Genomic DNA, 24169 nt, shown 5'->3' on the forward strand with positions numbered 1-24169 from the left:
TTCGACCAGATTTTAGCTGTTTTTTTCACGAGGCTCGGCTGGAAGAATGACGCGGAAAAGGGTTCCTTCGCCGCGCTTGCTCTCAACCTCTATCGAACCGCCGTGCAGCTCTGCGATTTTTTGGGCGATGGACAGGCCGAGCCCGCTTCCTCCTGCATTTCTCGCCTTATCCGCTTTATAAAACCGTTCAAATACACGCTCCGCCTGTTCAGGCTCCATTCCGATTCCGTCGTCGGCGATTTCGACAGCCGCCGCTCCCGGCAGATCTGCAATTTTAACGGAAATGCGGCCGCCTTCACCGGTAAATTTTACGGCATTGTGAATCAGATTCATCCATACTTGGCTGAGCAGCGCTTCATCTCCGTACACATACGACTCCTGTAAATCAATGAGAAACTCAATCTGTTTGGCGGACCACTCAGGCTCACAGGTCAATATGGTGCGCCGCAGCTGTTTGTCAATGCGGAACGGTTTTTTTTGTATCGGTTCGGTTTGGCGTTCGAGCGCAGTGAGCTTCAGCAGATTTTCACTGATTTTTGATAATCGTTCTGTTTCTGTTTCGATGATGTGTAAGTAGCGCCCACGCTCCTCATATGATAAATCCGGTTTTTTCAGGAGATGCGCGTAGCCCTTTAATGAAGTAAGCGGGGTTTGGATTTCATGGGAAACGTTCGAAATAAATTCTTGTTTCAGTTTTTCCATTTCACTCAGTTCCGCGGCGAGTGTCGACAGTTCATCAGCCAATTTCGTCACGGGGTGGTTCCGCTCAATCTTCTCCATTTTCCGGGAAGCGGCCGCTGTGAAGTTGCCGCTCGACATTTGCTTGATCGTGGCGGTCAGCGAATCCCAGATCGCATGATGCCTTTCGCGTGCTGACTTTGAAAAGATAAACATCGTTATAAACAGCAGGCCGAAAACAAGCCAAAGCGTCAGAATCTGCTCGGCGTAGGGCACAAGCAAAATCGGCCATATGAGACCGAATCCCTGAACGATCAGGTGAGCCGCCAGCCATAAGAATGCGGTGACGGTGAGAAGGATGATGATTTTTCCAGCCGTTCTGAAGATCCGTTTCATTCCGTCACCACAAACCGATAGCCGAGCCCCCGCACCGTATGGATGGCAAACGGATAGTCTTTTTCCGGAAACCGTTCTCTCAGCCTTTTAATATGCACATCAACCGTCCGCTCGTCACCTTCATAATCAAAGCCCCAAATATCTTCTATTAATTGTTCTCTTGAAAACGTCTTATTCGGATAACCGGCGAGCTTAAATAAAAGCTCAAATTCACGCCGGGGCAGTGTCAATCCCGCTCCGCCGCGCGTTACGGTGCGGGATTGCTTATCTAATGTGACCGTTCCGATGGTCAGCAGTTTTTCAGCGGTGATCCGGTACCGTTTCAGCAATGCTTTGACCCTTGCTTCCAGCTCAAGCGGCTCAAACGGTTTGACGAGATAATCATCCGCTCCGGAAGTAAAACCTTGCACTTTGTCCAGCGTTTCGCCTTTTGCCGTCAGCATCAAAATCGGAATGTCCGTAAAGCTGCGGACGGCTTCACTGACTTCAAACCCGTCCATTTTCGGCATCATCACATCCAGTATGATGAGATCTATAGGTGCTGATTCGATCAGCCGCACCGCCGCTTCCCCGTCTTCCGCTTCTGCGACGTCAAAACCGCTCTGCTCCATCATAAGGCGGACAAGCTCACGGATATGGCGGTCATCATCCGCAACCAATATGACAGCCATGAAAATCCCTCCTTCTGCTTTTTTGCCTGTCTTCTTTTAATGAATCGACATGATGTCTATTAACCGTCTTATTTTTTCATTGTCTCCTGTATCGACAGACACTTTTTTTGTATGGCGGATCATTTCCTCCGTCACTTCTTTCATTACGCCTTGATCAGTATCTTCACGAGACTCCCAGCGCAAAGGAACATTGTATACCTGAATGGTGCCGTCACCATTGCTGCTGTAAGTGACTGACCCATCGATTAACCGGGAGCCTGCTAACTGCGTAACATCTTCCGGATAGCGGGCGCTCGTATGATCGTCAGGATTGACGAGTGCTCCGGCCGGAATGCGGCGAACGTTCAATTCATCTATCTGCTGATTTTCCCCAAGCTGCAGCCAGATGCGGGCATATTCAATTTGCAGAGGAGAATCGTCTGCCGACATGTTGTCCGGTTCGCTTTTGTCCGCAGAGATGTGATGTGAATCTTTGTTTACGGGTTCTTTTTTTTCTGCCGCTGATGCTGTTTCAGCCTTGTTGATGCCACTGCTTTCTCCGGCCGGACTTGAAGAATGGCTCGGCTCTTCATCGTTACCGCCCATACACCCGGCAGTCATGAATACGAGCAGTAAGGCCGCGTGACAATAAAAAATCTTTGTGCGTTTTTTCATCATTTAACCCTCGCTTCCAATGAACAGGACTCCGGCTGCAAAATAAAAAGCAGCTTTTTCAGCTGCTTTTTATTCATAAAGTCTTGCTTTACACAGCTTTGTTTTCTAAGTCGGCATTCAGCTTCAGCTGCTGCTCCGCAAAATCGCGGTACAGCGAATGGGATGCCATTAATTCATGGTGTGTGCCCCGTCCGGTGATTTCACCCTGTTCGACAAAGAGAAGCTGATCTGCATCCACAACCGTGGATAAACGGTGGGCAATCACGATGGTGGTGCGGCCTTCCATTAGAACTTCCAGCGCCTGCTGCACCCATTTTTCAGATTGGCTGTCCAGACTTGATGTCGCTTCATCAAGCATCAGAATGCTCGGGTTGCGAAGGAGCGCTCTGGCAATGGCGATGCGCTGGCGCTGTCCGCCTGACAGCATAATCCCCCGCTCACCGACCTCGGTTTCAAATTTCTTCGGTAAGTCTTCAATAAATTGCAGGGCGTAGGCCATGTCAGCTGCTTGCCTCAGTTCCTCATCGGTCACCTCGCGTTTTAATCCGTAGCAGATATTGTCGCGGATGGTGCCTGACATTAACGGGCTTTCTTGCGACACGTAGCCGATATGCTCCCGCCATGACTCAAGGGAATACGCATCAATCGGTTCATTTCCGAGCAGGATGCTGCCCGCAGTCGGATTGTAGAATCGTTCAAGCAGCTTAAATAACGTTGTTTTCCCGCCGCCGCTCGGTCCGACGATCGCGGTGACTTTGCCGGCCTCAATTGTAGCCGTAATGTCTTTTAAGATGGTTTGATCTGTTTTGTAGCCGAATGAGACTTGTTCGAGCTTAATCGGCTGATCCGCGTTTTCAATGGCTTTTCCGGTTTGGATATCTTCTTCTTTTTCTGCAAGAATATGAATCATCCGTTCCGTTGCGCCGACGGATTTTTGAAGCTGTGTGAAAAATGAAGTGATCTGGCCCATCGGCATAATGATCTGAAACAAATACAGGATAAAGGCAACGAGTGCGCCGGCTGTCAATTCACCGGATGACACCTGCATCCCGCCGTACCCGATGACAGCGACCAGCGCCGCCATTAATACAAGTGTAATAAGCGGACCTACGAGCGACTGCACCTTCGCTTCACGCAGCCCGAGTTTAAAGAGTGCCATGATGCCTGCTTTTCCGCGTCCGTATTCCGCTTCTTCAGCGTTTGACGCTTTTACAAGCCTGATTTCCGGGAGGATGTGGTTTAATAATCCGGTGAATCTCGCCGTTTCATCCTGTGTTTCCCGAGAAATTTTAAACATTTTCCGGCCGATCGGCACTAAAATCACCGCAGCCAGCGGCACGACGATCAGCACGAGCAATGTGAGCTTCCAGTTCATGAAAAATAAGATCGTCAGTGACCCGATAACGGAAATGATTCCGGTAATAAATCCGCTGATATTGTTTGTGATCAGCTCTTTTACCACCATTGTGTCATTGGTGACACGGCTGATCGTTTCTCCTGTGGCGTTTTTGTCAAAATAAGAGACGGGCAGTTTAATTAATTTCTGCCACAACAAATCACGCAGTCCCGAGATGATTTTCTGGCCGCTGTAGTTCAGGGCGTAGGTGGCGTAGGCGCTTAATGCGGCCTGTACGATAAACACGGCTGCGATGATTCCGATTTGCACGCCTGACAGCGACGACATGGAAAAGCCGTCAACGAGCTGCTTTGTCAACAGCGGAATCAGCAGGCTGACGAGCGTTGTCACAATACTGAGAGACAGCGCGAAGGCCAGCATACCGTATGATGGTTTTGTTTTTTTGACTAATGAAAAGAATGAGCTGAATTTCCCTTTAGGTTTTGGTTGTTTATTCGGCATATGTTTTCCTCCTATATCACTGTTTATACTATAACGGATGTGCATGAACGGAATATGAACAAAACGTATATTTTTAATAAAAACCAAAATAAACTCTATTAGTCAATATTATCAAATTCATCTGCCTCCGGTTGCGGAAATAAGGAATATTTAATTGAATGTTTAAGTTTGACAGATTAAAAACCTCACGGATCTCTCCGTGAGGTTTGTTTTACTCAGATGCTGAATGGCGTTTCGCAAGGACGTCAAGCACGTCGTCCAAAGGAAGCGACTGCTCACGCAGAAGAACGAGCAAATGATACAGCAAATCCGCTGCTTCCCATTTTAATTCTTCATGGTCGCGGTTTTTCGCGGCGATAATAACCTCTGCGGCTTCCTCGCCGACTTTTTTGAGGATTTTATCGACGCCTTCCCGAAACAGATACGTTGTGTAGGCTCCGTCAGGCATCTCCGCCTGCCGTTTGGCGATTACGCTTTCCAGTTCATTTAAGATGCCGAAACGATCCTGCGCGTCCGCTTTTTCCGGAGAAAAGCAGCTGTAACTTCCCTTATGGCATGCGGGTCCTGAAGGCTCCGCAAGCACGATGAGGGCATCTTGATCGCAATCATAGCGGATGGCTTTCACCATTTGGGTATTCCCCGACGTCGCTCCTTTATGCCACAGCTCCCCGCGTGAACGGCTGTAAAACCAGGTTTCTTTCGTTTCTATCGTTTTTTCGTAGGATTCACGATTCATATAAGCCAGTGTCAGTACTTCTTTGCTTGCCGCATCCTGCACGATGGCGGGAATCAGTCCGGCCTCGTCAAACCGCAGTTCATCTGCCCGTTTCATCTCACATTCACCCCGTGTTTCTTCATATAATCTTTCACTTCTTTTATAGATGTCTCTTTGTAATGGAAAATGGAAGCTGCAAGCGCGGCGTCCGCTTCACCGACTGTGAAGGCTTCAAGCATATGGCGCGCGCTGCCGGCTCCCCCTGACGCAATGACGGGCACCGGGACGGCACGTGTGACAAGCTGTGTGAGCGTATGATTAAAGCCTGTTTTCTCACCATCTGCGTCCATGCTTGTCAGCAGGATTTCACCCGCTCCCCGGCTGACGGCTTCTTTTGCCCAGGCCGTGACTTCCCACTCGGTTTTCTTTCTGCCGCCGTGTGTGTACACTTTATAGCAATCCGAATCTTCATCATACTTTGCGTCAATCGCCGCGACGATGCATTGCGAGCCGAAAAAATCTGCTCCTTCCGTAATCAGCTCGGGGCGGAGGACGGCCGCTGTATTAACGGATACTTTATCAGCGCCGGCGCGAAGCATTCGTTTCATATCGCTTAATTGATTGATTCCGCCGCCGACCGTAAACGGAATCGCCAGTTTTGCCGCAACTTGTTCTACGACGTCTGTCATCGTCTTGCGGCCTTCGTGAGAGGCGGAAATGTCGAGAAAAACAAGTTCGTCAGCACCCTCCCTGTCGTAGGCTTCGGCCAGCTCGACAGGATCGCCCGCATCTTTCAGCCCGAGAAATTGTATGCCCTTGACGACGCGGCCTTCTTTCACATCGAGACACGGAATGATTCGTTTCGTGATCATGCGTCCTTCACCCCGCTGAGCGCTTCGGCTAATGTAAATTGTTTTGTATACAGCGCTTTTCCGATAATCGCTCCCGATACGCCGGCGTCTTTGAAGCGGGCCAGTGCTTTGAGGTCGGCGACTGAGCTGACTCCGCCTGAAGCGATGACGGTTTTTCCCGTTGCTTTTGCGAGCTGAACGGTGCTTTCGATGTTCGGTCCTGACAGCATGCCGTCAGTTGCAATATCCGTGAAAATGAAGGTTTCCGCTCCTTCGGCCGCCAATTCACGGCCCAGATCGGCCGCCCTTACCGAGGATGTTTCCAGCCAGCCTTCCGTCGAGACATATCCGTTTCTTGCATCAAGGCCGATCGCGATTTTGCCGCCGTATTGTTTCAGCATGCTCTTCACAAATGCCGGATCGGAAACGGCCGAGCTGCCGAGAATGACGCGATCAACACCTTGTGATAAATAACCGTACACATCCGCTTCAGAACGGATCCCGCCGCCGATCTCGACTTTGGCATCAAGCTGCCGCGCAATGTCAAGAACATGCCTGTCGTTTACTTTCCTGCCTGCTTTCGCGCCGTCAAGATCCACGAGATGAATCCATTCGGCACCTTCGTTTGCAAATTGCGCCGCCATGTCTAAAGGAGAGTCACCGTATATCGTTTCCTTGCCGTAATCGCCTTGGATGAGGCGGACGCATTTGCCGTTTCTCATATCGATTGCCGGATATAATGTAAAAGCGTTCATTTCTTCACCTTCTGTTCCGCTGCCATTTTTGTAAATTGCGTTAAGATCGCCATTCCGGCCGTACCGCTTTTTTCCGGGTGAAACTGTGCACCGAAGACATTGCGTTTCCCGACGACCGCCGGAACACGAACGCCGTACTCAGCGCTTGCCAGAAGATCGCCGTCTTCCATCCCGTCTATATAATAGGAATGGACAAAGTAAACGAAGCCTTCTTCCGCTTCCGAAAGCAAAGGAGACGTTTGGTGAAACGTCAGCCGGTTCCAGCCCATATGCGGCACCTTCAGCTTGTTTCCTTCGACATCTCTGTCTTTGAGTCTCACAGCTTTTCCGGCTAATAAACCAAGTCCTTTTGCAGAGCCGTTTTCGGTGCTTTCTTCGAAAATGAGCTGCATGCCGAGGCAGATGCCGAGGAGCAGCTTCCCCTTGTCAACCATACGGTGTATGAATTGATCAAGCTTCGCGCTGCGTAAATTGTCCATGGCGTCACTGAATGATCCGACACCGGGGAGAATAAAAGCATCCGCTTTTTCAAGCTCTTCCGGCCGGTCTGATACGACATACGGGACGCCGACGCGTTCCAGCGCCTTCGACACGCTGAATAAATTGCCCATACCGTAATCAATTACACCGATCATTTACAGCATTCCTTTCGTAGATGGCACGCCCTTGACGCGCGGATCAATGGATGACGCTTCGTCCAGCGCTCTGCCAAGCGCCTTAAACACGGCTTCTATCATATGATGCGTATTCGTGCCGTAATGAACGATGACGTGCAGATTCATTCTCGCTTCCAGCGCCAGTTTCCATAAGAATTCATGTACCAGCTCGGTATCAAACGTTCCGACTTTCGCTTGCGGAAATGCGCCGCGCATCTCAAGGTGCGGCCGGTTGCTCAGGTCTACGGCGACTTGGGCGAGCGCTTCGTCCATCGGTACTAGCGCTGATCCGTACCGTTTGATCCCTTTTTTATCACCGAGCGCCTCCAAAAAAGCCTGCCCTAAGCAGATGCCGATATCTTCAGTCGTGTGGTGATCATCTATCTCCGTATCGCCTTTTGCGTCAACAGTTAAATTGAATTGCCCGTGCTTTGTGAACAAATCAAGCATATGAGTCATAAACGGCACATCCGTGCTGATGTCGGCTTTTCCTTCTCCGTCTATTTCGAAAGCCAGCTTAATATCCGTCTCATTTGTTGTTCTGGCGCGTTCCGCTTTTCTCATCGGTCATTCCTCCGTTTCTCGCTTCAATCGATCTTGCGTGCGCTTCAAGCCCTTCCAGTCTCGCGAAGGCGGAAATGCTGTCCGCGTGTGTTTCAAATGCCTTCCGGCTGTATGAGATGATGCTCGATTTCTTTTGAAAATCTGTTACATTCAACGGGCTTGAAAACCGCGCCGTTCCGTTTGTCGGCAAAACGTGATTCGGTCCGGCAAAATAATCGCCGACCGGTTCAGCGCTGTATCGTCCTAAGAAAATCGCCCCCGCGTGTCTGATGCTTCCAAGCAAAGCCTCCGGCGAATGCGTCATGATTTCTAAATGCTCGGGCGCCAGCGCATTCACCGTGTCCACTGCATCTTCCATCGATTCCGTAATATAAATGCGGCCGTGATCCCTGATCGACGCTTCGGCGATTTCTTTGCGCGGCAGCGTCTGAAGCTGTTTATTCACCTCATCTGATACGGCTTCGGCAAGCTTCCGTGAGTCGGTGACAAGCACGCTTGAGCTGAGCGTATCGTGTTCGGCCTGTGAAAGCAGGTCAGCGGCGACTTCTTTGGGCACCGCCGTATCGTCTGCCAGGACCACGATTTCACTGGGCCCGGCAATCATGTCAATATCCACAACGCCGAAGACTTCGCGCTTCGCGAGTGCTACAAATATATTGCCGGGGCCCGTGATCTTATCAACAGGCTGTATCGTTTCGGTTCCGTAAGCGAGCGCGGCAATCGCCTGCGCGCCTCCCGCTTTGTAAATTTCCTTTATGCCGAGCTCAGACGCCGCCGCCAGAACGCCCGGCGAAAGGCGGCCGTCTTTTCCCGGAGGACTGACGAGAACGATCCGTTCCACTCCCGCAGCGAGAGCGGGGATGACATTCATTAAAACGGAAGACGGATAAGCGGCCGTCCCGCCCGGCACGTATACGCCCGCGGAATCGAGCGCCGTTATTTTCTGCCCGAGCATCGAGCCGTCTTTGCGATGGTAAAACCACGAGGATTGCAGCTGGCGTTCGTGATATTCTTTAATATTGGCAATCGCCTGTCTGATCACTTCCAGCAGCTGATCATCAAGCAGACGGTACGCCTCGGTGACTTCCTCTGCACTCACGGCCATTTGGTTCAGGCTGATGCCGTCAAATGTTTTTGTATAGGCTAAAACGGCTTTGTCACCGTTTTGTCTGACGTCTTCAATAATCTCCCTGACGGTTTTCCGCTGCTCTTCGGTTCCGCTGTCGATGGAACGCTTCAGTGAAAACCGCTCGCTTCTTTTTACTGCGGTTATTTTCATTGTGCCGTTTCTCCTTCCACAACCCTGGCCAGCCTGGCCGCCATTTTGTCGATTACATCATCCTTCATGCGGTAGCTGACCGGATTGACGATAAAACGCGATGTGATGTCACAAATATGTTCTGATTCAACGAGACCGTTTTCCTTTAATGTCCGCCCGGTTGATACGATATCTACGATTCTGTCAGCAAGCCCGATTAAAGGCGCCAATTCAATCGAACCGTTCAGCTTAATGATTTCCACCTGCTCGCCCTGCTCTCTGAAATAACTTGACGCAACATTCGGATATTTCGTCGCAATCCTCGGGGCGACTCCGTTCCAATCAGCTCCGGGAAGCCCCGCAACGGCGAGATGGCATTTGCTGATTTTCAGATCGAGCACCTCATACACGTCACGCTCTTCCTCAAGCATGACATCCTTTCCGGCAATACCGGCATCAGCGACGCCATGTTCGACATAAGTCGTCACATCCATCGGCTTTGCCAGAATAAAGCGGAGATTTTCTCCAGGAACGTCAATGATCAGCTTTCTCGATTCTTCAAACTCCTCGGGCAGCCTGTACCCGGCCTGCCGCAGCAACCCGGCCGCTTCTTCGAATATCCGTCCTTTTGGCATTGCCATTGTGAGTACCTTACCCATTCTGCTCTTCCTTTCTGGCACCGATAAAGTATGTGACGTTTGCAAATGATTTTGTCATATGATCGATATTTTCAATGCCCGCCAGATCCTGCAGAACGACTTTTCTGCCTCTCGCCCTTTCTTCCTCCGCGAATAAAATGGCCTGCGCCCGCTGCTCCTTGCTGAAAATCACGGCGTCCGCTTCACTAGTTTCTTCCTGGATGCCGAGCGCTTCAATCAGCCTGTCGATACGGAGCCCGAAACCCGTGGCGGGAGCGGGACTGCCGAAATGGCCGAGAAGATTGTTATAGCGTCCGCCGCTTCCGATGACAAAACCGACATTTGCCGCATACACTTCGAATAAAATTCCCGTGTAATAACTCATATGGCTTACCATATTCAGATCAAGGCGAATATGCTCGGCACATCCGTAATCCTCAAGAATGTCCCACAGGTCTTCCAGCTCCTGAATCAAGCTTTGTCCGGAGATGCCGATGATCTCCTCCGCTTTGGCGCAGATCTCTTTCCCGCCTCGCAATTTCAGAAGTGCGAGCAGCCGGCTTTTGTCTATTGAAGAAAGCGGAAGCGATTTGACATGTTCCCTGTATCCCACGTAATTCTTCTCAAAGAGAAAGCGCCGCAGAACATCCGCCCGCTCAGCATTGCCCAGAACCTCGACAAACAGCTCATCAGCGAGTCCGGCATGGCCGATCGCGATTTTAAACCGGTGCAATCCCGCGTTTTTCAAAGCGCCGGCCGCCAGCGCAATCACCTCAGCGTCCGCGCTTGTTGATCCGTCGCCGATCAGCTCCGCGCCGACCTGTTCGAATTCGGCCGGACGTCCGCCTTCCCGCTCCTGAGCGCGATAGACGCTTGCCGCGTACCCCGCTCTGAGCGGATGATTGTGTTTGTGCAGCTTAGACGCCGCCACCCTGGCAATCGGTCCGGTCATGTCAGGCCGAAGCACAAGCGTTTTTCCGTCCTGATCGAGAAGCTTAAACAGCTGCTGTTCTTCAATGGCTGACTGGACGCCTACTGTTTCATAAAATTCAAGGGTCGGCGTCTCCATAAACTGATAACCCCATTTATCAATTAAATCCGTCAGTGTGGAACGGACTTTTTTCTTTGCTTCGTATAAACCGGGCAGCGTATCTCTCATGCCATGCGGTTTCTCAAACATAAACATTTGCCTTTTACACCTCCGCTTTGTCTGAAGGAAAATTCCGAATCCTTTAGTTCGCTAATATGATAATATGTTAGCAGATAAAAGAATGAATTGCAACGCCCAATGTCCGCCTACTCTTTTCCATAAACATGGCTAAAGAATGAACAAACCTGTAAACATATCGGAACGATCGAATCATATTGAGCAGAAGTGCTATAATACATAGAATAGCTTCAACAGAAACAAGGGAGAAGAATTGATAATGAAGACGCTTGGAACATTATGTGTGCTGATTCTGACAGCCGTCCTTGTCTATCTGGGATATAACATCTATACAAACGATATTCATTTGAATTTTTTCAATCAGCAGTCCGACGAGCCTGATGAGAAAACACCGTTAAAAGGGAGTGCGTCACCGCTGAATGTCGTTCTGTACAGACAGATGGATTCTCCCAGACTGTACAATGGCTGTGAGGTGACAAGCCTTGCCATGATTTTGAACAATGCCGGATATCATGTGTCAAAAAATACATTGGCGGATAAAATCAATAAAGTTCCGCTCACATACAGCAGCGGGCTGAAGGGAGATCCGAATGAAGGATTTGCCGGAGATATGGAAAACGGCCCGGGTTTAGGCGTTTATCATGAGCCGATTGATAAACTTGCCAAAGAATATGCGGGAAACAAAGTATACGACCTGACGGGAAAAGACATTTCTTCAGTGTACCGCCAGCTTGAAAAAGGGCGGCCGGTCTGGGTGATTACCACCACATCCTTTAAGCCGGTTGATAATATGCAGACTTGGAATACGCCGAACGGAAAAATCGACATTACGTTCAGCATGCATAGCGTAGCCGTTACCGGTTATGATCACGATTATGTATACGTTAATGATCCTTACGGCTATAAAAACAGAAAAACAAACCGATCTGACTTTGAAAAAGCCTGGAAGCAGATGGGCAGCCAGGCCATTGTGATCAAGTCATAAAAAAACCCCGCTGACGTTAATCAGCGGGGTTTTCCCATTCGTTCTTTCATTTCTTCGTCCGTATAGATCACCTGCATCGGATTTCCTCCGACAAACGCCCCGGCCGGGACATCTTTATGCACCAGCGTGCCGGCTGATACAACGGCTCCGCTCCCGATGGTGACGCCGGGCAGAATGGTTGTGTTTGCCCCGATCATCACCTCGTCACCGATTGTGACAAAACCGGTCCGGTACTCATGTATTAAATATTCATGAGCCAAAATCGTCGTATTGTAGCCGATGATACTGTTTTTTCCGACAGTGATTTTTTCGGGAAACATGATATCCGGCATCACCATCAGCGCGAATGACGTCTGTTTTCCGACATTCATTTTCAAAAAGGTTCGGTACAGCCAGTTTTTCACGCTTAAAAACGGCGTATACCTTGCGATCTGAATGATGATGAAATTTTTCATCACCTTCAGAAAGGGGACCGTCTGATAAACATGCCACAATGAATTTGCACCTGAAACCGGATGGCGGTCTGTTTTTCTCACGGATTACTTCACTCCGGTGATGTGCAATAAATCACTCATTTTTTCGAGCATATAATCGGGTTCATAGGCGGAAAGCGTCTGTGCGCCTTTAATCGTCCACGCGACGCCGGCTGTTTTCGTGCCGGCGTTTTTTCCCGCCATGACATCGTGATAATTGTCACCGACCATTATGGCTTCCGACGAACCGCACCCAAGCCGGCTGAGAGCAAGCCGCACAGGCTCGGGGTCAGGCTTCGGATGCTTTACATCATCAAGCGTGACGACAGTATCGAAAAACGCCCCGATGCCTGTCAGCTTCAATCCCATATTGACTGTATCCCTCAGCTTCGTGGTGACAATCCCGAGCTGATAGCCCGCTTTTTTCAATTCATCCAGCGTTTCATAAACCGTTTCGTACTCCGTGACGAGCTCATCGTGCTTTTCATGGTTGAATGCTCTGTACATGCTGATCATCTCATCGCACTTTTCAGCATTAATGCCTGAAAACGTTTCATACAGAGGCGGGCCGATAAACGGAAGCACATCTTCCCTTTTGAACTGCCCCGGGCAATAATGATCAAGCGTATGAAGGTAAGAAGCGATAATCAGTTCATTCGTGTCAATCAGCGTGCCGTCGAGATCGAATAAAATGGCGGTTACACGTTTATCAGTCATCTTATGTCCTTTCCGATTTCAGGCGTCAGTCCGTGTCGGCATACCGCTTATCGGCATACCCCTTCATGCGTCTGAAAATCATTAAAATAATCGCAAGTACAATCAGCACAATGGAAATGACCTGCGCGATCCGAAGCTGGCTCGTAAGCATCAGGCTGTCCGTCCGCATTCCCTCAATAAAGTATCTGCCGATCGAATACCAGATCACATACGTCAAAAACAAATTGCCCCTGCGCAGGTTCACGCGGCGGAGCAGAAGCAGAATCAAGACGCCCGCAAAACTCCACAGCGATTCATACAAAAACGTCGGGTTATAATATTGTCCGTCTATGTACATCTGATTAATGATGAAATCCGGAAGATGCAGACTTTCCAAAAATGACCGGCTGACCGCTTCACCGTGAGCCTCCTGGTTGATAAAGTTCCCCCAGCGCCCGATGGCCTGGCCGAGCAGAATACTCGGCGCGGCAATATCCGCCAGCTTCCAGAATGAGATCCCTCTTACTTTTGAAAAGACGATTCCCGTTGCGATCGCGCCGATCAATCCGCCGTGAATCGCGATGCCGCCTTTCCAGGTTTTAATGATTACCCCGGGGTGTTCCGAGTAATAGCTCCACTCGAAAAGCACATAGTATGCCCGTGCGCAAATGATTGCGATCGGGATGGCGAAAAGAACAAGATCAATAAAAATGTCCTTTTTCAGCCCCCGCTTTTCACTCTCCCTCATGGCCATCCAAAGCCCTAATAACGCACCCGCGCCGATAATGATCCCGTACCAGTGCACGGATAAAGGCCCGAGCTGCAAGGCAATCGGATTGATTGGTGTTCCTGCTTCGTTCATATTATTGCCAACTCCTATTCGTCTTGTTCGCCGTCTTCAATGACATCCGCCAGCTTATTCGTAAATTGCTCGGCAGCATTTAAGCCCATCCGCTTCAATCTGAAGTTCATCGCCGCAACTTCGATAATAACGGCGAGATTTCGCCCAGGGCGGACTGGAATGGTCAGTTTTGTAATTTCCGTATCAATGATTTTCATTTTTTCTTCTTCAAGTCCGAGACGGTCGTATTGCTTCCCTTGCTCCCAAAGCTCAAGGTCCATGACGATTGTAATTCTTTTATTGCTTCTGACGGCGCCCGCTCCGAACAGCGTCATGACATTTATAATGCCGAGACCCCTGATTTCAAGCAGATGCTCAATCAGATCAGGCGCATTCCCGACGAGCGTATCCTGATCCTCCTGCCGGATTTCGACGCAGTCATCCGCGACAAGACGATGGCCGCGTTTGACAAGCTCCAGCGCCGTTTCACTTTTACCGACGCCGCTTTTTCCCGTTATGAGCACACCGACGCCGTATATATCCACAAGCACGCCGTGAATGGCGGTTGTCGGCGCGAGACGGCTCTCAAGAAAATTCGTCAGCCGGCTTGACAGTCTGGTTGTTTTCAGAGGGGATCTGAGCACAGGCACGCCGTTTTTCTCGGATGCTTCTACAAGCTCCGGCGGGATCGGCATATCTCTGGAAAGTATGATAGCCGGCGTCACATCGGTGCACAGCGATTCCATCCGCTGTTTTTTATCCTCCTCAGGAAGCTGATCGAAAAATGACAGCTCCGTTTTTCCTAAAAGCTGCACCCGTTCTCTCGGGTAATATGTAAAATAGCCGGCGATTTCAATACCGGGCCGTGATAAATCACTCATCGTAATCGGGCGGTTAATCCCTTCTTCTCCGCTGATCAATTCTAAATGGAACTGCTCCATTACGTCTTTGGTCCGAACCTTTGCCAAGATATGTTCCTCCTGTTCTGGGATGTTCCGAGCTTTGAACAGTTATATTTTATCACTTTACTGTCTGAACCAAAACAGATTTATACAATTCCGGCATAACTGGTCTAGATAACTAGTCTGAAAAGGAGTAAAATAAAACTAACAACTAACCAGAAAGGCGTGTTTTAAAGTGGCTGAAAGCTTGTTAATCAGCGGTGCGGACATCGTAACAGAAGAAGAAATCATCCGAAACGGTTTTCTCGGTATAAAGGACGGCATCATTTCTTACGCGGGGAAAACAAGACCGCAAGAAACGTATGAGAAGGAATGGAAGGCGCCCGCGGGTTCGTATGCGCTTCCCGGAATGATTGATATTCATATTCACGGCGGATACGGCGCGGATACGATGGATGCTGATGTTGCAGCTCTTGATACAATGTCCGCCCGGCTGCCCGAAGAAGGAACAACCTCTTTTTTAGCGACCACGATCACACAACAGCACGAAAACATTGAAAAAGCGCTCGTCAACGCCAAAAAATGGGCGTCTTCCTCACCGCAGGCCCAAAAAGGCGCTGAGTTGATCGGCATTCATTTAGAAGGACCGTTTGTCTCTCCGAGAAAGGCGGGAGCACAGCCGAAACAATGGATTACTCCTGCTGATGCCGGGCTCTTTCAGAAATGGGAGCGGCTCTCGGGAGGGCTGATCAAAATCGTGACGCTTGCACCGGAAGAAGATCCTGATTTCAGCCTGATCCGTTATTTAAAAGACCAAAACATCATCCCGTCAATGGGACACACAGACGCGGGAGCCGAGCTTTTACAAAAAGCGGCGGATGCCGGGGCGGTGCATATGACGCACCTCTTCAACGCCATGAGCTCCTTTCATCATCGTGAGCCGGGGGGCATCGGTACGGCTCTCGCCTGCGGCCGCATCACGGCGGAGCTGATCACTGACGGCATTCATTCCCATCCTTTGGCCGTTAAGCTTGCCTATTTGGCGAAAGGAAGCAAAAACCTGATCATGATAACAGACTCCATGCGGGCAAAAGGGCTTAAGGACGGAGAATACGAATTCGGCGGACAAAAAGTCACCGTTCGCGGGGACACGGCGCTTCTCTCTGACGGGACGCTGGCCGGTTCCATTTTAAAAATGAATGAAGGCGCGGCGCTCATGCGCAGGTTTACAAACTGCTCATGGCTGGATATAGCAAATATGACATCGGCAAATGCGGCCCGCCGCCTCGGCATATTCGACCGTAAAGGAAGCATCGCCGAAGGAAAAGACGCCGACGTTGTTCTGACGGACGGACAGTGCGGCGTGCTGGCAACGATTTGCCGCGGAAACACCGCATATATCTCAAGGGAGGCTGATTGGACATGAACGTTATCACATGCAGACATTATGAAGAATTAAGTGAAAAAGCCGCAGCGATTATCGCTGAAACAGTGAAACAAAAGCCGGATGCCGTTCTCGGCCTTGCGACGGGAGGCACCCCTGAAGGCGTATACAAAGAACTTGTGCGGATGCACCGCTCAGAAGACTTGTCATTCCGAAATGTCACGACGATCAACCTTGATGAATACGCCGGGCTTTCTCCCGAGGACAAAAACAGCTATCATTATTATATGAATACACATTTTTTTGCACATATCGACAGCCGAAAGGACCGCCACTTTCTCCCTGACGGACGGGCAGACGATCTTGATGCCGAATGCGGACGCTATGACCGATTGATTCAAACACTCGGCGGAGCGGATATACAGCTTTTAGGCATCGGACACAACGGCCATATCGGCTTTAATGAACCCGGGACGCCATTTGAATCCCGAACCCATGTCGTTGAGCTTAATGAAGAGACAAGACAGGCGAATGCGCGGTACTTTCCGTCAATTGATCAAGTCCCTGTAAAAGCCCTGACAATGGGGATCGGGACGATTTTGTCCGGCAAACGGATTTTGATCATGGCATCCGGAAAAAGCAAGGCCCAAGCGGTGAAGCAGCTTCTGGACGGGCGCATCAGCGAAGCATTCCCCGCCTCCGCCCTGCACGCGCATCCGGATGTGACGGTCTTGATTGATGAAAAGGCTGCGGGCGGCGATTGAAAGGATTTGACCTATGCAGATTGATAAACAATCTCCGATTCCGATTTACTTTCAGATTATGGAACAATTAAAAACACAAATCAAAAACGGCGAGCTGAAAGCGGATGCGCTGCTTCCGTCGGAGCGGGAATACGCCGAACAATTCGGCATCAGCCGAATGACGGTGCGCCAGGCGCTTTCCAATCTGGTGAATGAAGGATTTTTATACAGGCAGAAAGGCCGGGGAACGTTCGTCAGCAAACTGAAGATGGAACAGCCGCTTCAAGGGCTGACAAGTTTTACGGAAGATATGAGAAGCCGGGGCATGAAGCCGGGGAGCAGACTTGCCGAATACCAGCTGATTCAGGCGACGGAAGAATTATCTTCTATCCTGGGATGCGGCTATCAGGCAACGCTTCATAAAATCATCCGCGTCCGGCTGGCGAATGATATCCCGATGGCGATTGAAGCCTCGTACATTCCGTTTGACAAAGCGGGAAAACTGGACGCCTCTCATTTTCAATCATCCATGTATGAGCATATTGAAGCGTACAATCAGATGCCGATCTCGCGGGCAAAACAAGAGCTTGAACCGGGAGCCGCTTCCGAGGAAGAAGCTGAGCTGCTCGGTATCCAGCCCGGCGCCCCCGTCCTCTATATCAAGCGGACCACTTATCTGCAGGACGGCACTGCCTTTGAGCACGTCAAATCCGCCTACAGAGGCGACCGCTACACATTCGTGCATTATATGGACAGGGTGAAATGAAACATCTCCAACCGTTACGGGTTGGAGATGTTTTTTGATCTGCCATTTTCAAATCAAGCCGGTGAATGTTCTCTATGACTCTGTCAAAATGGTGAGGCTGTGGTTCTGGTATCTATTTTTATAAAGAAAAAAGTAATAAAATGCTACCCTCTGTTTTGGACAATATACGGAACCTGCTTTGAAACCAGCAGCAGCGGTTCTTTGTTTTTATGAGCCAGTGAAAACATGATTGCGCCTTCAATCATCGAGTTGATTGTCACCCCGAGCTTCTCCGCTTCCTCTTGTTCAAACCCATGCTCAAGAAATTTTGCCGCAAACACATCCGTCCACTTCTTGAACACCTCAACACATGTGCATCTTAACGTTTCATTGATCAGAGCGGTCTCACCCGCCAGCAATCCAACCGGCACGCCCTCAATATTCTGCGGATCATTAAACTGTTCAGCCGTTACATGAATAAAGTGCTGAATCGCTTCTATAGGGTCCGCGAATTGAGACATACTATTCTGTATTTGCTTTTCAACGCATCTTCCCGTATATTTGATCGCCGCAATGGCGAGTTCTGCTTTTCCGTTTGGAAAGTGATGATACACAGACCCTCTGGGTGCTCCGCTCTCTTTTATAATTTGATTCAAACCAGTCGCATGATATCCCTGAATCTGAAAAAGATATGCAGAGGTTTGAATAATTCTTTCTTTTGTCCCGGTTTTACTGTTCATTATGTTTCCTCCTGCATATTACGAAAACCAATCGATTTTAGTATAGAAAAGGGACCTAAAAAAGTCAAAAGCACTTATCACAGCAGGACGCCGCCATTTACGTACAGAAAAAATCCTGCTGACCGTCAGATTTTCTTCTGAGCGATCAGCAGGCTGTATTTTTTTCGTTATGGGTTTGAGGCATGCCTGAAATCAAACTGATCCGGAGCCGGGCGATACGGCGTATTTCCCGTTTTGAACATCCACAACGGTGATATTGTTTTGCCGTTGTACGGGTCCTTAACAACGGTGTACCAGTAATAAACGGAATCAGGCTGCAGGCCGTCCCAGACCCAATTTGCGGTTTTTCCGCTTTTTACGTGTTTTTTATGACCGAGCAGTTCGTTCGTATAGACGTTGCATTCAAAATAATCGGTCGCTACCCTTTTCCTCTTCGGCTGTAAATCCATTTCTGCTGAGAATTCGTCTTTATCAGCGAACAGATCGGTGTCATAGTAATTGATGTCATCCGTGTACGGCGAGTAGGAGAACATGTGAACCTGATTGGCGGCCTGATCGAATTGCATCATGCGCATAAAGCCCTGCCCCCCTTCCGGACCGTCCTGGTAGTCGGTCAGAATTTGGTGGACGAGGCGGTCCGGTTTTCCGTCCCCGTCATCGTCAAGCGCATCGGTTTTTTTCATGGCGTTATGGTAATGGCCGCTTAATACCATCGCCACATTGCGATTCGGCTTGACGACTTTTCGATAGATCGTCTCCCCGATCGGGCTTCGATTTCCGCTCACAAGCAAGTACTCATGAAAGCATAAGATAGCGGTTCGGTCCGGATACCTCTTCAGCACTTGATTGATCCAGTCTATCTCTTGTTCCGCAATGCCCCAGCCCATATAAATCATAATAAAATCGTTCCCGCTTGCCGACAGCAGATCATAATGCCCGCGGTTATTTTTGTATGATCCGCCGTAATGCATGTTCTGTTCAAACCGGCGGCTCCCGAAGAAATCCCCGAATGTTCGGTATGTGCCGTCTTTATGGCCGACGTCGTGATTGCCTGCAAGCACTCCGTACGGAATCCCCGCCTTGTCAAGCGTCCGCATGGAGTGATCGGCGTTTTTCCACTGTTTCATCACCATTGAATCATCGACGATATCACCGGTATGAAAGACATATTTAATATTGTGCTTTTCCTTATTTTCTTTGATCCACTCCGTCATTTTGTCAAAAATGTGCGGGTGCCCTTGTGCGTAATACTGTGTATCCGACATCCAGACAAACGTGTAATTGCCTTTCGCCGGTATTTGATCCTGCACGATGACATTCATTTTTGAGTTCTTCACCACATCCGCTGCGGAAACGGCGGCTTTTAATGTAAACGGCTTTTTATCTTTGGCAAGAACGCTGTCCGCCTCCTGCCAGCGGCTTGTCCGGTAATTCCAAATATACATGGTTACCTTTCGGCCGGGCAGAGAGCTTCCTTTCCAGACCGCCTCGGCCAGATCCGTTTCGTCGATAGACGGGTCAACGGAGACTTCGAACCGGTGATAAGGAAAACGCTCCATACTTTCCGCCGAAACGGTTTTTCCGTCATTTGCCGAGATGCGGTTCATTTCCGGCAGGGTAAACGGCATTTCATTTTCTTTTATGCCCCTCGGCGGTTCCGTTAATGAGGCGTGTTTATACACTTTCACGCTGCCCGGATTCCGCGCGGTATAACGGAAGCCGCGATAAAATGATACATTCATGTCATCCTTCGTCGGGTCTTTTACCCGGACGGACAGCTTTGCTTTGTGGGCGCCGATTTTTTGATCGGCAAGCTCCGGCTGGTTCGGCTCCTCCCGTTTGATATGGAAGGTGCGGACGGACGTTGTTTCATTTCCGGCAAGGTCTGCCGCAATGATGGTAAGGGTATGTTTTCCGGGCTTGAGATCGGCTGATGACGTGTGATGGGGGAGCGTAATGCTTTCTCCGTCCAAAAACGCTTTGACCTCTTCCACTTTGCTCCATTTGTCACGGATGTCCGCATTTAGCTCAACATTACCTTTCAGCGCCGCGCCTTCTTTGATACCCGGGACAATCTTCGGCCCCGTATTGTCCACCCGCACAGATTGGCTCAGCTGTTCCTCACCGTCGCTAACAAAAATATGGTGATAGCCTTCAGAAAGCTTCGCCGTGTTCCACGGCAGCAGCCGTGACGTAAACAAATGATCCGGCAGGCTGAATGAGAAGGTCTTCTGCTGATTCGCCCGCCTGCCGTCACCGATAAACAGCTGCTCAGCCGGATCCGTCTTCCCGTCTTTGATCACCGTTCCGTCCGAAAGCACCAGACGGGCATGTTTCACGACAAAATCATCCCGATTCTCTCCCGTGTCATACGGAGAAACCTTTGAGCCCGAACGGATGGATACTTTCTGCGTTTTGCCCCCTTTTTGCAGCAGACGTTCCGGAAGGAGAACCGAGTGCGTTCTGTAGCGATGAGACGGATCGTCAAAAATGTGCAGCACCTCATTTTCCATTATGACGGTGTTTTGAAAATAAAGATTCGTTTTCCGGGCATCGAAGGCGAAATAGACCTCTTTTTCCAGCGCCGGCCGGGTCTCCTGCCGCTTGCCGTCAATCCACAGCTTGATCTTATCGGCGCTGACGTCGGAAGTCGCTTTGAGCAGATAGGTGCCGGATATCGTATCTTCGGGTTCAACATTCATTCTGAGTCCGTGTGATTTGCTCGTCTGTTCAATGTCAATCATCTTGACGGGCGTTTTTGCTTCATTTTCTCCATCACTGGCTGCGATATAATACTCAAGCTGATCCTGGCCGAGCAGTTCCGGGGAATAAAGAATGTGATGGTATAAGCTGTCGTTGCGGTCTTTTTCGGCCAGAATTCGTTTGAATGGTTTTTTCTCATTGGTCCGGTAATAAAACGCGGCTGTTTTGACAAGGTTTTTGTCTTTTATGTCAGCCTTTAATTCAATGCTTTCAGCGGGCCGGACTGGCTTTCTGTCTGTAAGGTCTTCGATGACCGGTTTTTCCTTGTCGGGTTTTATCACCCTTTTCTGCTGCGGGATCTGCGCCTGAAAAACGGAGCCCGGTGACGGCTTATGCTCGCTCGTGGAGATCTTCAGCAATTCTCCCGTTCCGTTCAGCGGATATTTGTACAGCAAAGAAGTCAGCCGGCGGAAAGCGTGTTTCCGGTATTGCGCCGAGGCGATATCCTTGCCGGTATTTGCCGACAGCACCACCGTACGCGAGCGGCCGTTGGACATTCCGTCCGTCCCTTCGATGACGGCGAGATGTTCTCCCTCCTTCAGGCGTGTCCCGTAATAGCGGTTGAAATCATCTATCGTCAGTTCTGATGCGGCGCGTCTCAGCCAAAACACGTAAGTCCCGCCTGACGGAATGACGGTATCTTCTTTCGGCCTCCATATCATGTCTGATTCCGGCCCTTCCTTCGGATAGCGGTAGCGGATGTGATAGTCTTTAAAATGAATGGGTCTGTCCGTCGTGTTATACACCTCGATAAATTCATAGGCATCAGCGCCGTCTTCATTTTTCGTATCAACCGCAAGCTCCGTAATCATCAGCTCGGGAATATGATTCAAATCGGCTTGATAGCCGTCCAGCTTCAGCCGCTTTTTCTCCGATTCCGCCCGCTGTCTGCCGTTGGTGAAAACGAGGTAATATTCCAATTCTCCATTCCAGATATCCCGCTTTGAAACCTGGGCCGTAAACAGCCGGATTGCGCCTGGCGCGGGCTCCATCGGCACCATTTTAAACCCAAGCTCATTGCTTTGTTTATAAAAAAGAAACGCCGAAAACGCTTGATAGTCAGCATTCCGTACATGAGCCTGTATGAACAGGTTTCTTTTCATTTCCGCCTTTACTTCGATTTGGGGAGGATTCTCCAGAAGCGGTATGTAATGAGGCGGCTGTCCGAATTCCTGCTGATTCACGGGGATTGCCGATTCTTTGCGCGCCGCATCCGCAGAAGGACTCACACAAAGCAAACCAATCAGAAAAAAGAGCGTCATCACAAGTTTCATCTCATTACCTCCCTATACATTATGTTGCGTCAGGAGGCTGCCGCTTATGTAAATCACACATAAAAAAGCTGCCCTCTCGGGACAGCTCGTTTTTTACCTTTTTCTAAGCGGCTCCAATATGCCTTTTTGGATCAGCAAGTGGAAAACGGACAGCACGACGGATGCCCAAATGGCGGTGCCGAACCCATCAATCTGAAAGCTGTCTCCCATCAAGGCTGCGGTCATCATTAACGTTATGGCGTTGATGACAAACAGAAAGAGGCCGAGGGTCACAACCGTGACAGGCAATGTCAATATGACGATGATCGGTTTGATCAGCACATTTAACACAGAAAGAATCACACTGGCGATGACAGCCGCTCCGATACTGCTGATATGGACGGAATCAAAATATCCCGCGATAACGATTAATAATAAAGCATTTACTAAAATGCTGACTGCCCATTTGATCATTTATTTCAAATCTCCTTCTAAAGGTACAACAAAACACCAGATAATATATACAATCGGCACGATTCCGCTCGTGACAAGCGCTAATACAACGGTGATAATGCGCAAAAGCGACGCATCCATATTGACGTACTCCGCCAAACCGCCGACAACGCCGGCGATTTTACGGTTTTTTTCTGAACGGTAAAGTCTTTTCATCCAATCACCTCTGAGTATGCTTGAGCTTAATGGCTCCTGTTAACGATTCTGAGAAAATCGAGAGATGCTGATCATGGCCTTGATTTGATGCCAGCATCAGTTCTTTTTGAATGGTATCATTCTTTTCCTTTAAAATTTCCGCGTCAATCAGCTCATGGCTGAGAGAGCCGAGATTGCTTTTGAGCTCCGCTTTCACCGCCGAATCATCAGGCAGGGCGATCTCCACGTTTCCGGTCGTCGTTTTCGTGTAGATGGAGCGGCAGTGCGGCGCTGTCACGGTAAGCATGATATTGCCGTTAAAGCTTTGAACGTCAATGGATTCACTCGATCCGCGCAAATCAATCAAGCCGTTGATCGTTTCCGCTTCAATCGCGCCGCATTGATGTCCGGCCAGCTTGATTTGTCCGTTAGCCGTTTCCGCCGACGCTTTATCAGCCGTCAAATGAGAGAATGACAGAACGCCGTTTGTCGTTTTCGCCGAGAATTCTTTTACATGTAAATGTTCCCCTCTGATCGGTCCGTTAAACAGCTTCACTCTTATCTTATCGTACTCTTTCTGGGGAACATAAAGCGTAACATTGGTTTTCATCGTTTTCTTTTCCGTGCGGACAAAAAACTTATTGCCCTTCACTTCACACTCAATGTGCTGAAGAAATGCGGTGCGCGCCGCCTCCTGACTGTCCGCCCGGTACACTTTCGCCTGGCACTCCGCTCTGATATCTTCATCCGCCCACGGCACGATATTGACGCTGCCGTTTGCGATCTGCATATCAATGGCCGAGAATTCACTGTCTTTAAATTGAAAAATATGCTGCACTTCGTGTGCGTGGCCGAAATTCAGATCAAGATCCGCTTCCTTCACTTTTTTGACGGCAGAATCAATCCAGTCGAACAGCTTCGCCCCGAGCGACGGCTTTTGGCTTCCTTTTGCCCCGCTTTCGAAATCTTCCGCAGGTTCCTGGACCTCTGCAGATAATGCGGTGATCTGCTCTTCTTTTTCTTTATATTCATGATCCAGTTTTTCAATGAGCGTCAGTGCTTCCTGCGCCGTCAGCATGCCGTCTTCCACAAGCTTTAAAATCCGTTCTTTCTCCTGTTTCATACAAAACGCCT

The 24169-nt window shown here is 49.6% G+C and carries 25 protein-coding genes; 4 read left to right on the forward strand and 21 right to left on the reverse strand.

Annotated elements, in window-relative coordinates:
• Window positions 1-12: 12 nt before the first annotated feature.
• The 12 genes from NYE62_RS17800 to NYE62_RS17855 all read right to left on the reverse strand — a co-directional run bounded on the left by NYE62_RS17800 (window position 13) and on the right by NYE62_RS17855 (window position 10880).
• On the reverse strand, window positions 13-1074 hold the full coding sequence (locus tag NYE62_RS17800) for a HAMP domain-containing sensor histidine kinase (RefSeq protein ID WP_020956399.1): 1062 nt from the start codon (window positions 1072-1074) through the stop codon (window positions 13-15).
• Window positions 1071-1745, reverse strand: coding sequence for a response regulator transcription factor (locus tag NYE62_RS17805; RefSeq protein ID WP_342497097.1), 675 nt, complete (start codon window positions 1743-1745; stop codon window positions 1071-1073). Before NYE62_RS17805 ends, NYE62_RS17800 begins: the two co-directional genes overlap by 4 nt.
• Before the next feature lie 36 nt (window positions 1746-1781).
• The gene (locus NYE62_RS17810; RefSeq protein ID WP_144664427.1) at window positions 1782-2399 is read right to left on the reverse strand and encodes a hypothetical protein; all 618 of its coding nucleotides are present in this window, start codon (window positions 2397-2399) and stop codon (window positions 1782-1784) included.
• 88 nt (window positions 2400-2487) lie between these two features.
• Window positions 2488-4257: an ABC transporter ATP-binding protein gene (locus NYE62_RS17815; RefSeq protein WP_007407428.1), complete on the reverse strand. Its 1770-nt coding sequence runs from the start codon at window positions 4255-4257 to the stop codon at window positions 2488-2490.
• 211 nt (window positions 4258-4468) lie between these two features.
• Window positions 4469-5089: a bifunctional phosphoribosyl-AMP cyclohydrolase/phosphoribosyl-ATP diphosphatase HisIE gene (gene hisIE / locus NYE62_RS17820; RefSeq protein ID WP_199022179.1), complete on the reverse strand. Its 621-nt coding sequence runs from the start codon at window positions 5087-5089 to the stop codon at window positions 4469-4471.
• On the reverse strand, window positions 5086-5844 hold the full coding sequence (hisF, locus tag NYE62_RS17825) for an imidazole glycerol phosphate synthase subunit HisF (RefSeq protein WP_191974032.1): 759 nt from the start codon (window positions 5842-5844) through the stop codon (window positions 5086-5088). The genes hisIE and hisF overlap by 4 nt, the downstream gene beginning before the upstream one ends.
• Window positions 5841-6578 (reverse strand): 1-(5-phosphoribosyl)-5-[(5-phosphoribosylamino)methylideneamino]imidazole-4-carboxamide isomerase, encoded by a 738-nt coding sequence (gene hisA / locus NYE62_RS17830; protein ID WP_020956401.1) that lies wholly within the window; start codon window positions 6576-6578, stop codon window positions 5841-5843. Before hisA ends, hisF begins: the two co-directional genes overlap by 4 nt.
• Entirely contained in the window at window positions 6575-7213 is a 639-nt protein-coding gene (gene hisH / locus NYE62_RS17835; RefSeq protein WP_335389979.1) for an imidazole glycerol phosphate synthase subunit HisH, read from the reverse strand. The genes hisA and hisH overlap by 4 nt, the downstream gene beginning before the upstream one ends.
• Window positions 7214-7798 carry an imidazoleglycerol-phosphate dehydratase HisB gene (hisB, locus tag NYE62_RS17840; protein WP_015240671.1) on the reverse strand — a complete coding sequence of 195 codons (585 nt, stop codon included), beginning with the start codon at window positions 7796-7798 and terminating at the stop codon, window positions 7214-7216.
• Window positions 7764-9077: a histidinol dehydrogenase gene (gene hisD, locus NYE62_RS17845; RefSeq protein WP_039253702.1), complete on the reverse strand. Its 1314-nt coding sequence runs from the start codon at window positions 9075-9077 to the stop codon at window positions 7764-7766. The genes hisB and hisD overlap by 35 nt, the downstream gene beginning before the upstream one ends.
• The gene (gene hisG, locus NYE62_RS17850) at window positions 9074-9715 is read right to left on the reverse strand and encodes an ATP phosphoribosyltransferase (protein ID WP_342497098.1); all 642 of its coding nucleotides are present in this window, start codon (window positions 9713-9715) and stop codon (window positions 9074-9076) included. The genes hisD and hisG overlap by 4 nt, the downstream gene beginning before the upstream one ends.
• On the reverse strand, window positions 9708-10880 hold the full coding sequence (locus NYE62_RS17855) for an ATP phosphoribosyltransferase regulatory subunit (protein WP_342497099.1): 1173 nt from the start codon (window positions 10878-10880) through the stop codon (window positions 9708-9710). Before NYE62_RS17855 ends, hisG begins: the two co-directional genes overlap by 8 nt.
• Before the next feature lie 241 nt (window positions 10881-11121).
• On the opposite strand from NYE62_RS17855, the gene NYE62_RS17860 reads away from it, so the two are divergent.
• A complete protein-coding gene (locus NYE62_RS17860) occupies window positions 11122-11847 on the forward strand; it encodes a C39 family peptidase (protein WP_031378286.1) in 726 nt (241 codons plus the stop codon).
• A 20-nt stretch (window positions 11848-11867) separates the two neighbouring features.
• Here NYE62_RS17860 and NYE62_RS17865 read toward each other — a convergent pair whose 3' ends face one another.
• Genes NYE62_RS17865 through hprK form a run of 4 tightly spaced genes read right to left on the reverse strand, consistent with a single transcriptional unit; the run spans window position 11868 to window position 14825 of the window.
• Complete coding sequence (locus tag NYE62_RS17865; RefSeq protein ID WP_012118549.1) at window positions 11868-12383, reverse strand: acyltransferase; 516 nt, start codon at window positions 12381-12383, stop codon at window positions 11868-11870.
• Window positions 12384-12386: 3 nt separating this feature from the next.
• Window positions 12387-13037, reverse strand: coding sequence for a pyrophosphatase PpaX (ppaX, locus tag NYE62_RS17870; protein WP_144664403.1), 651 nt, complete (start codon window positions 13035-13037; stop codon window positions 12387-12389).
• Between the two features lie 25 nt (window positions 13038-13062).
• Entirely contained in the window at window positions 13063-13878 is an 816-nt protein-coding gene (lgt, locus tag NYE62_RS17875; protein WP_061890844.1) for a prolipoprotein diacylglyceryl transferase, read from the reverse strand.
• 14 nt (window positions 13879-13892) lie between these two features.
• Window positions 13893-14825: an HPr(Ser) kinase/phosphatase gene (hprK, locus tag NYE62_RS17880; RefSeq protein ID WP_013353746.1), complete on the reverse strand. Its 933-nt coding sequence runs from the start codon at window positions 14823-14825 to the stop codon at window positions 13893-13895.
• Window positions 14826-14994: 169 nt separating this feature from the next.
• On the opposite strand from hprK, the gene nagA reads away from it, so the two are divergent.
• The 3 genes from nagA to NYE62_RS17895 are packed head-to-tail and all read left to right on the forward strand — an operon-like array spanning window position 14995 to window position 17652.
• Window positions 14995-16185 (forward strand): N-acetylglucosamine-6-phosphate deacetylase, encoded by a 1191-nt coding sequence (gene nagA, locus NYE62_RS17885; protein ID WP_094031320.1) that lies wholly within the window; start codon window positions 14995-14997, stop codon window positions 16183-16185.
• Entirely contained in the window at window positions 16182-16907 is a 726-nt protein-coding gene (gene nagB / locus NYE62_RS17890; protein WP_061861573.1) for a glucosamine-6-phosphate deaminase, read from the forward strand. Before nagA ends, nagB begins: the two co-directional genes overlap by 4 nt.
• A 13-nt stretch (window positions 16908-16920) precedes the next feature.
• Window positions 16921-17652, forward strand: a complete 732-nt coding sequence (locus NYE62_RS17895; protein WP_015418311.1) for a GntR family transcriptional regulator — start codon at window positions 16921-16923, stop codon at window positions 17650-17652.
• Window positions 17653-17795: 143 nt separating this feature from the next.
• On the opposite strand, the gene NYE62_RS17900 is transcribed toward NYE62_RS17895, so the two are convergent.
• The 5 genes from NYE62_RS17900 to NYE62_RS17920 all read right to left on the reverse strand — a co-directional run bounded on the left by NYE62_RS17900 (window position 17796) and on the right by NYE62_RS17920 (window position 24158).
• Window positions 17796-18371, reverse strand: coding sequence for a TetR/AcrR family transcriptional regulator (locus NYE62_RS17900; RefSeq protein ID WP_015418312.1), 576 nt, complete (start codon window positions 18369-18371; stop codon window positions 17796-17798).
• A gap of 167 nt (window positions 18372-18538) precedes the next feature.
• Complete coding sequence (locus tag NYE62_RS17905; protein WP_342497100.1) at window positions 18539-22408, reverse strand: metallophosphoesterase; 3870 nt, start codon at window positions 22406-22408, stop codon at window positions 18539-18541.
• 93 nt (window positions 22409-22501) lie between these two features.
• The gene (locus tag NYE62_RS17910) at window positions 22502-22861 is read right to left on the reverse strand and encodes a phage holin family protein (protein ID WP_007407446.1); all 360 of its coding nucleotides are present in this window, start codon (window positions 22859-22861) and stop codon (window positions 22502-22504) included.
• Window positions 22862-23056, reverse strand: coding sequence for a PspC domain-containing protein (locus tag NYE62_RS17915; RefSeq protein WP_007407447.1), 195 nt, complete (start codon window positions 23054-23056; stop codon window positions 22862-22864).
• Window positions 23057-23060: 4 nt separating this feature from the next.
• Window positions 23061-24158: a DUF4097 domain-containing protein gene (locus tag NYE62_RS17920; RefSeq protein WP_007407448.1), complete on the reverse strand. Its 1098-nt coding sequence runs from the start codon at window positions 24156-24158 to the stop codon at window positions 23061-23063.
• Window positions 24159-24169: the final 11 nt, after the last annotated feature.

It is taken from the genome of Bacillus sp. FSL K6-2861 (assembly GCF_038630725.1).
Lineage (GTDB): Bacteria > Bacillota > Bacilli > Bacillales > Bacillaceae > Bacillus > Bacillus velezensis.

Coding starts and splice junctions, on each gene's coding strand:
- NYE62_RS17800 (WP_020956399.1), bottom strand. CDS start 1,074: ATGAAACGGATCTTCAGAACGGCTGGAAAAATCATCATCCTTCTCACC.
- NYE62_RS17805 (WP_342497097.1), bottom strand. CDS start 1,745: ATGGCTGTCATATTGGTTGCGGATGATGACCGCCATATCCGTGAGCTT.
- NYE62_RS17810 (WP_144664427.1), bottom strand. CDS start 2,399: ATGAAAAAACGCACAAAGATTTTTTATTGTCACGCGGCCTTACTGCTC.
- NYE62_RS17815 (WP_007407428.1), bottom strand. CDS start 4,257: ATGCCGAATAAACAACCAAAACCTAAAGGGAAATTCAGCTCATTCTTT.
- hisIE (WP_199022179.1), bottom strand. CDS start 5,089: ATGAAACGGGCAGATGAACTGCGGTTTGACGAGGCCGGACTGATTCCC.
- hisF (WP_191974032.1), bottom strand. CDS start 5,844: ATGATCACGAAACGAATCATTCCGTGTCTCGATGTGAAAGAAGGCCGC.
- hisA (WP_020956401.1), bottom strand. CDS start 6,578: ATGAACGCTTTTACATTATATCCGGCAATCGATATGAGAAACGGCAAA.
- hisH (WP_335389979.1), bottom strand. CDS start 7,213: ATGATCGGTGTAATTGATTACGGTATGGGCAATTTATTCAGCGTGTCG.
- hisB (WP_015240671.1), bottom strand. CDS start 7,798: ATGAGAAAAGCGGAACGCGCCAGAACAACAAATGAGACGGATATTAAG.
- hisD (WP_039253702.1), bottom strand. CDS start 9,077: ATGAAAATAACCGCAGTAAAAAGAAGCGAGCGGTTTTCACTGAAGCGT.
- hisG (WP_342497098.1), bottom strand. CDS start 9,715: ATGGGTAAGGTACTCACAATGGCAATGCCAAAAGGACGGATATTCGAA.
- NYE62_RS17855 (WP_342497099.1), bottom strand. CDS start 10,880: ATGTTTATGTTTGAGAAACCGCATGGCATGAGAGATACGCTGCCCGGT.
- NYE62_RS17860 (WP_031378286.1), top strand. CDS start 11,122: ATGAAGACGCTTGGAACATTATGTGTGCTGATTCTGACAGCCGTCCTT.
- ppaX (WP_144664403.1), bottom strand. CDS start 13,037: ATGACTGATAAACGTGTAACCGCCATTTTATTCGATCTCGACGGCACG.
- lgt (WP_061890844.1), bottom strand. CDS start 13,878: ATGAACGAAGCAGGAACACCAATCAATCCGATTGCCTTGCAGCTCGGG.
- nagB (WP_061861573.1), top strand. CDS start 16,182: ATGAACGTTATCACATGCAGACATTATGAAGAATTAAGTGAAAAAGCC.
- NYE62_RS17895 (WP_015418311.1), top strand. CDS start 16,921: ATGCAGATTGATAAACAATCTCCGATTCCGATTTACTTTCAGATTATG.
- NYE62_RS17900 (WP_015418312.1), bottom strand. CDS start 18,371: ATGAACAGTAAAACCGGGACAAAAGAAAGAATTATTCAAACCTCTGCA.
- NYE62_RS17905 (WP_342497100.1), bottom strand. CDS start 22,408: ATGAAACTTGTGATGACGCTCTTTTTTCTGATTGGTTTGCTTTGTGTG.
- NYE62_RS17910 (WP_007407446.1), bottom strand. CDS start 22,861: ATGATCAAATGGGCAGTCAGCATTTTAGTAAATGCTTTATTATTAATC.
- NYE62_RS17915 (WP_007407447.1), bottom strand. CDS start 23,056: ATGAAAAGACTTTACCGTTCAGAAAAAAACCGTAAAATCGCCGGCGTT.
- NYE62_RS17920 (WP_007407448.1), bottom strand. CDS start 24,158: ATGAAACAGGAGAAAGAACGGATTTTAAAGCTTGTGGAAGACGGCATG.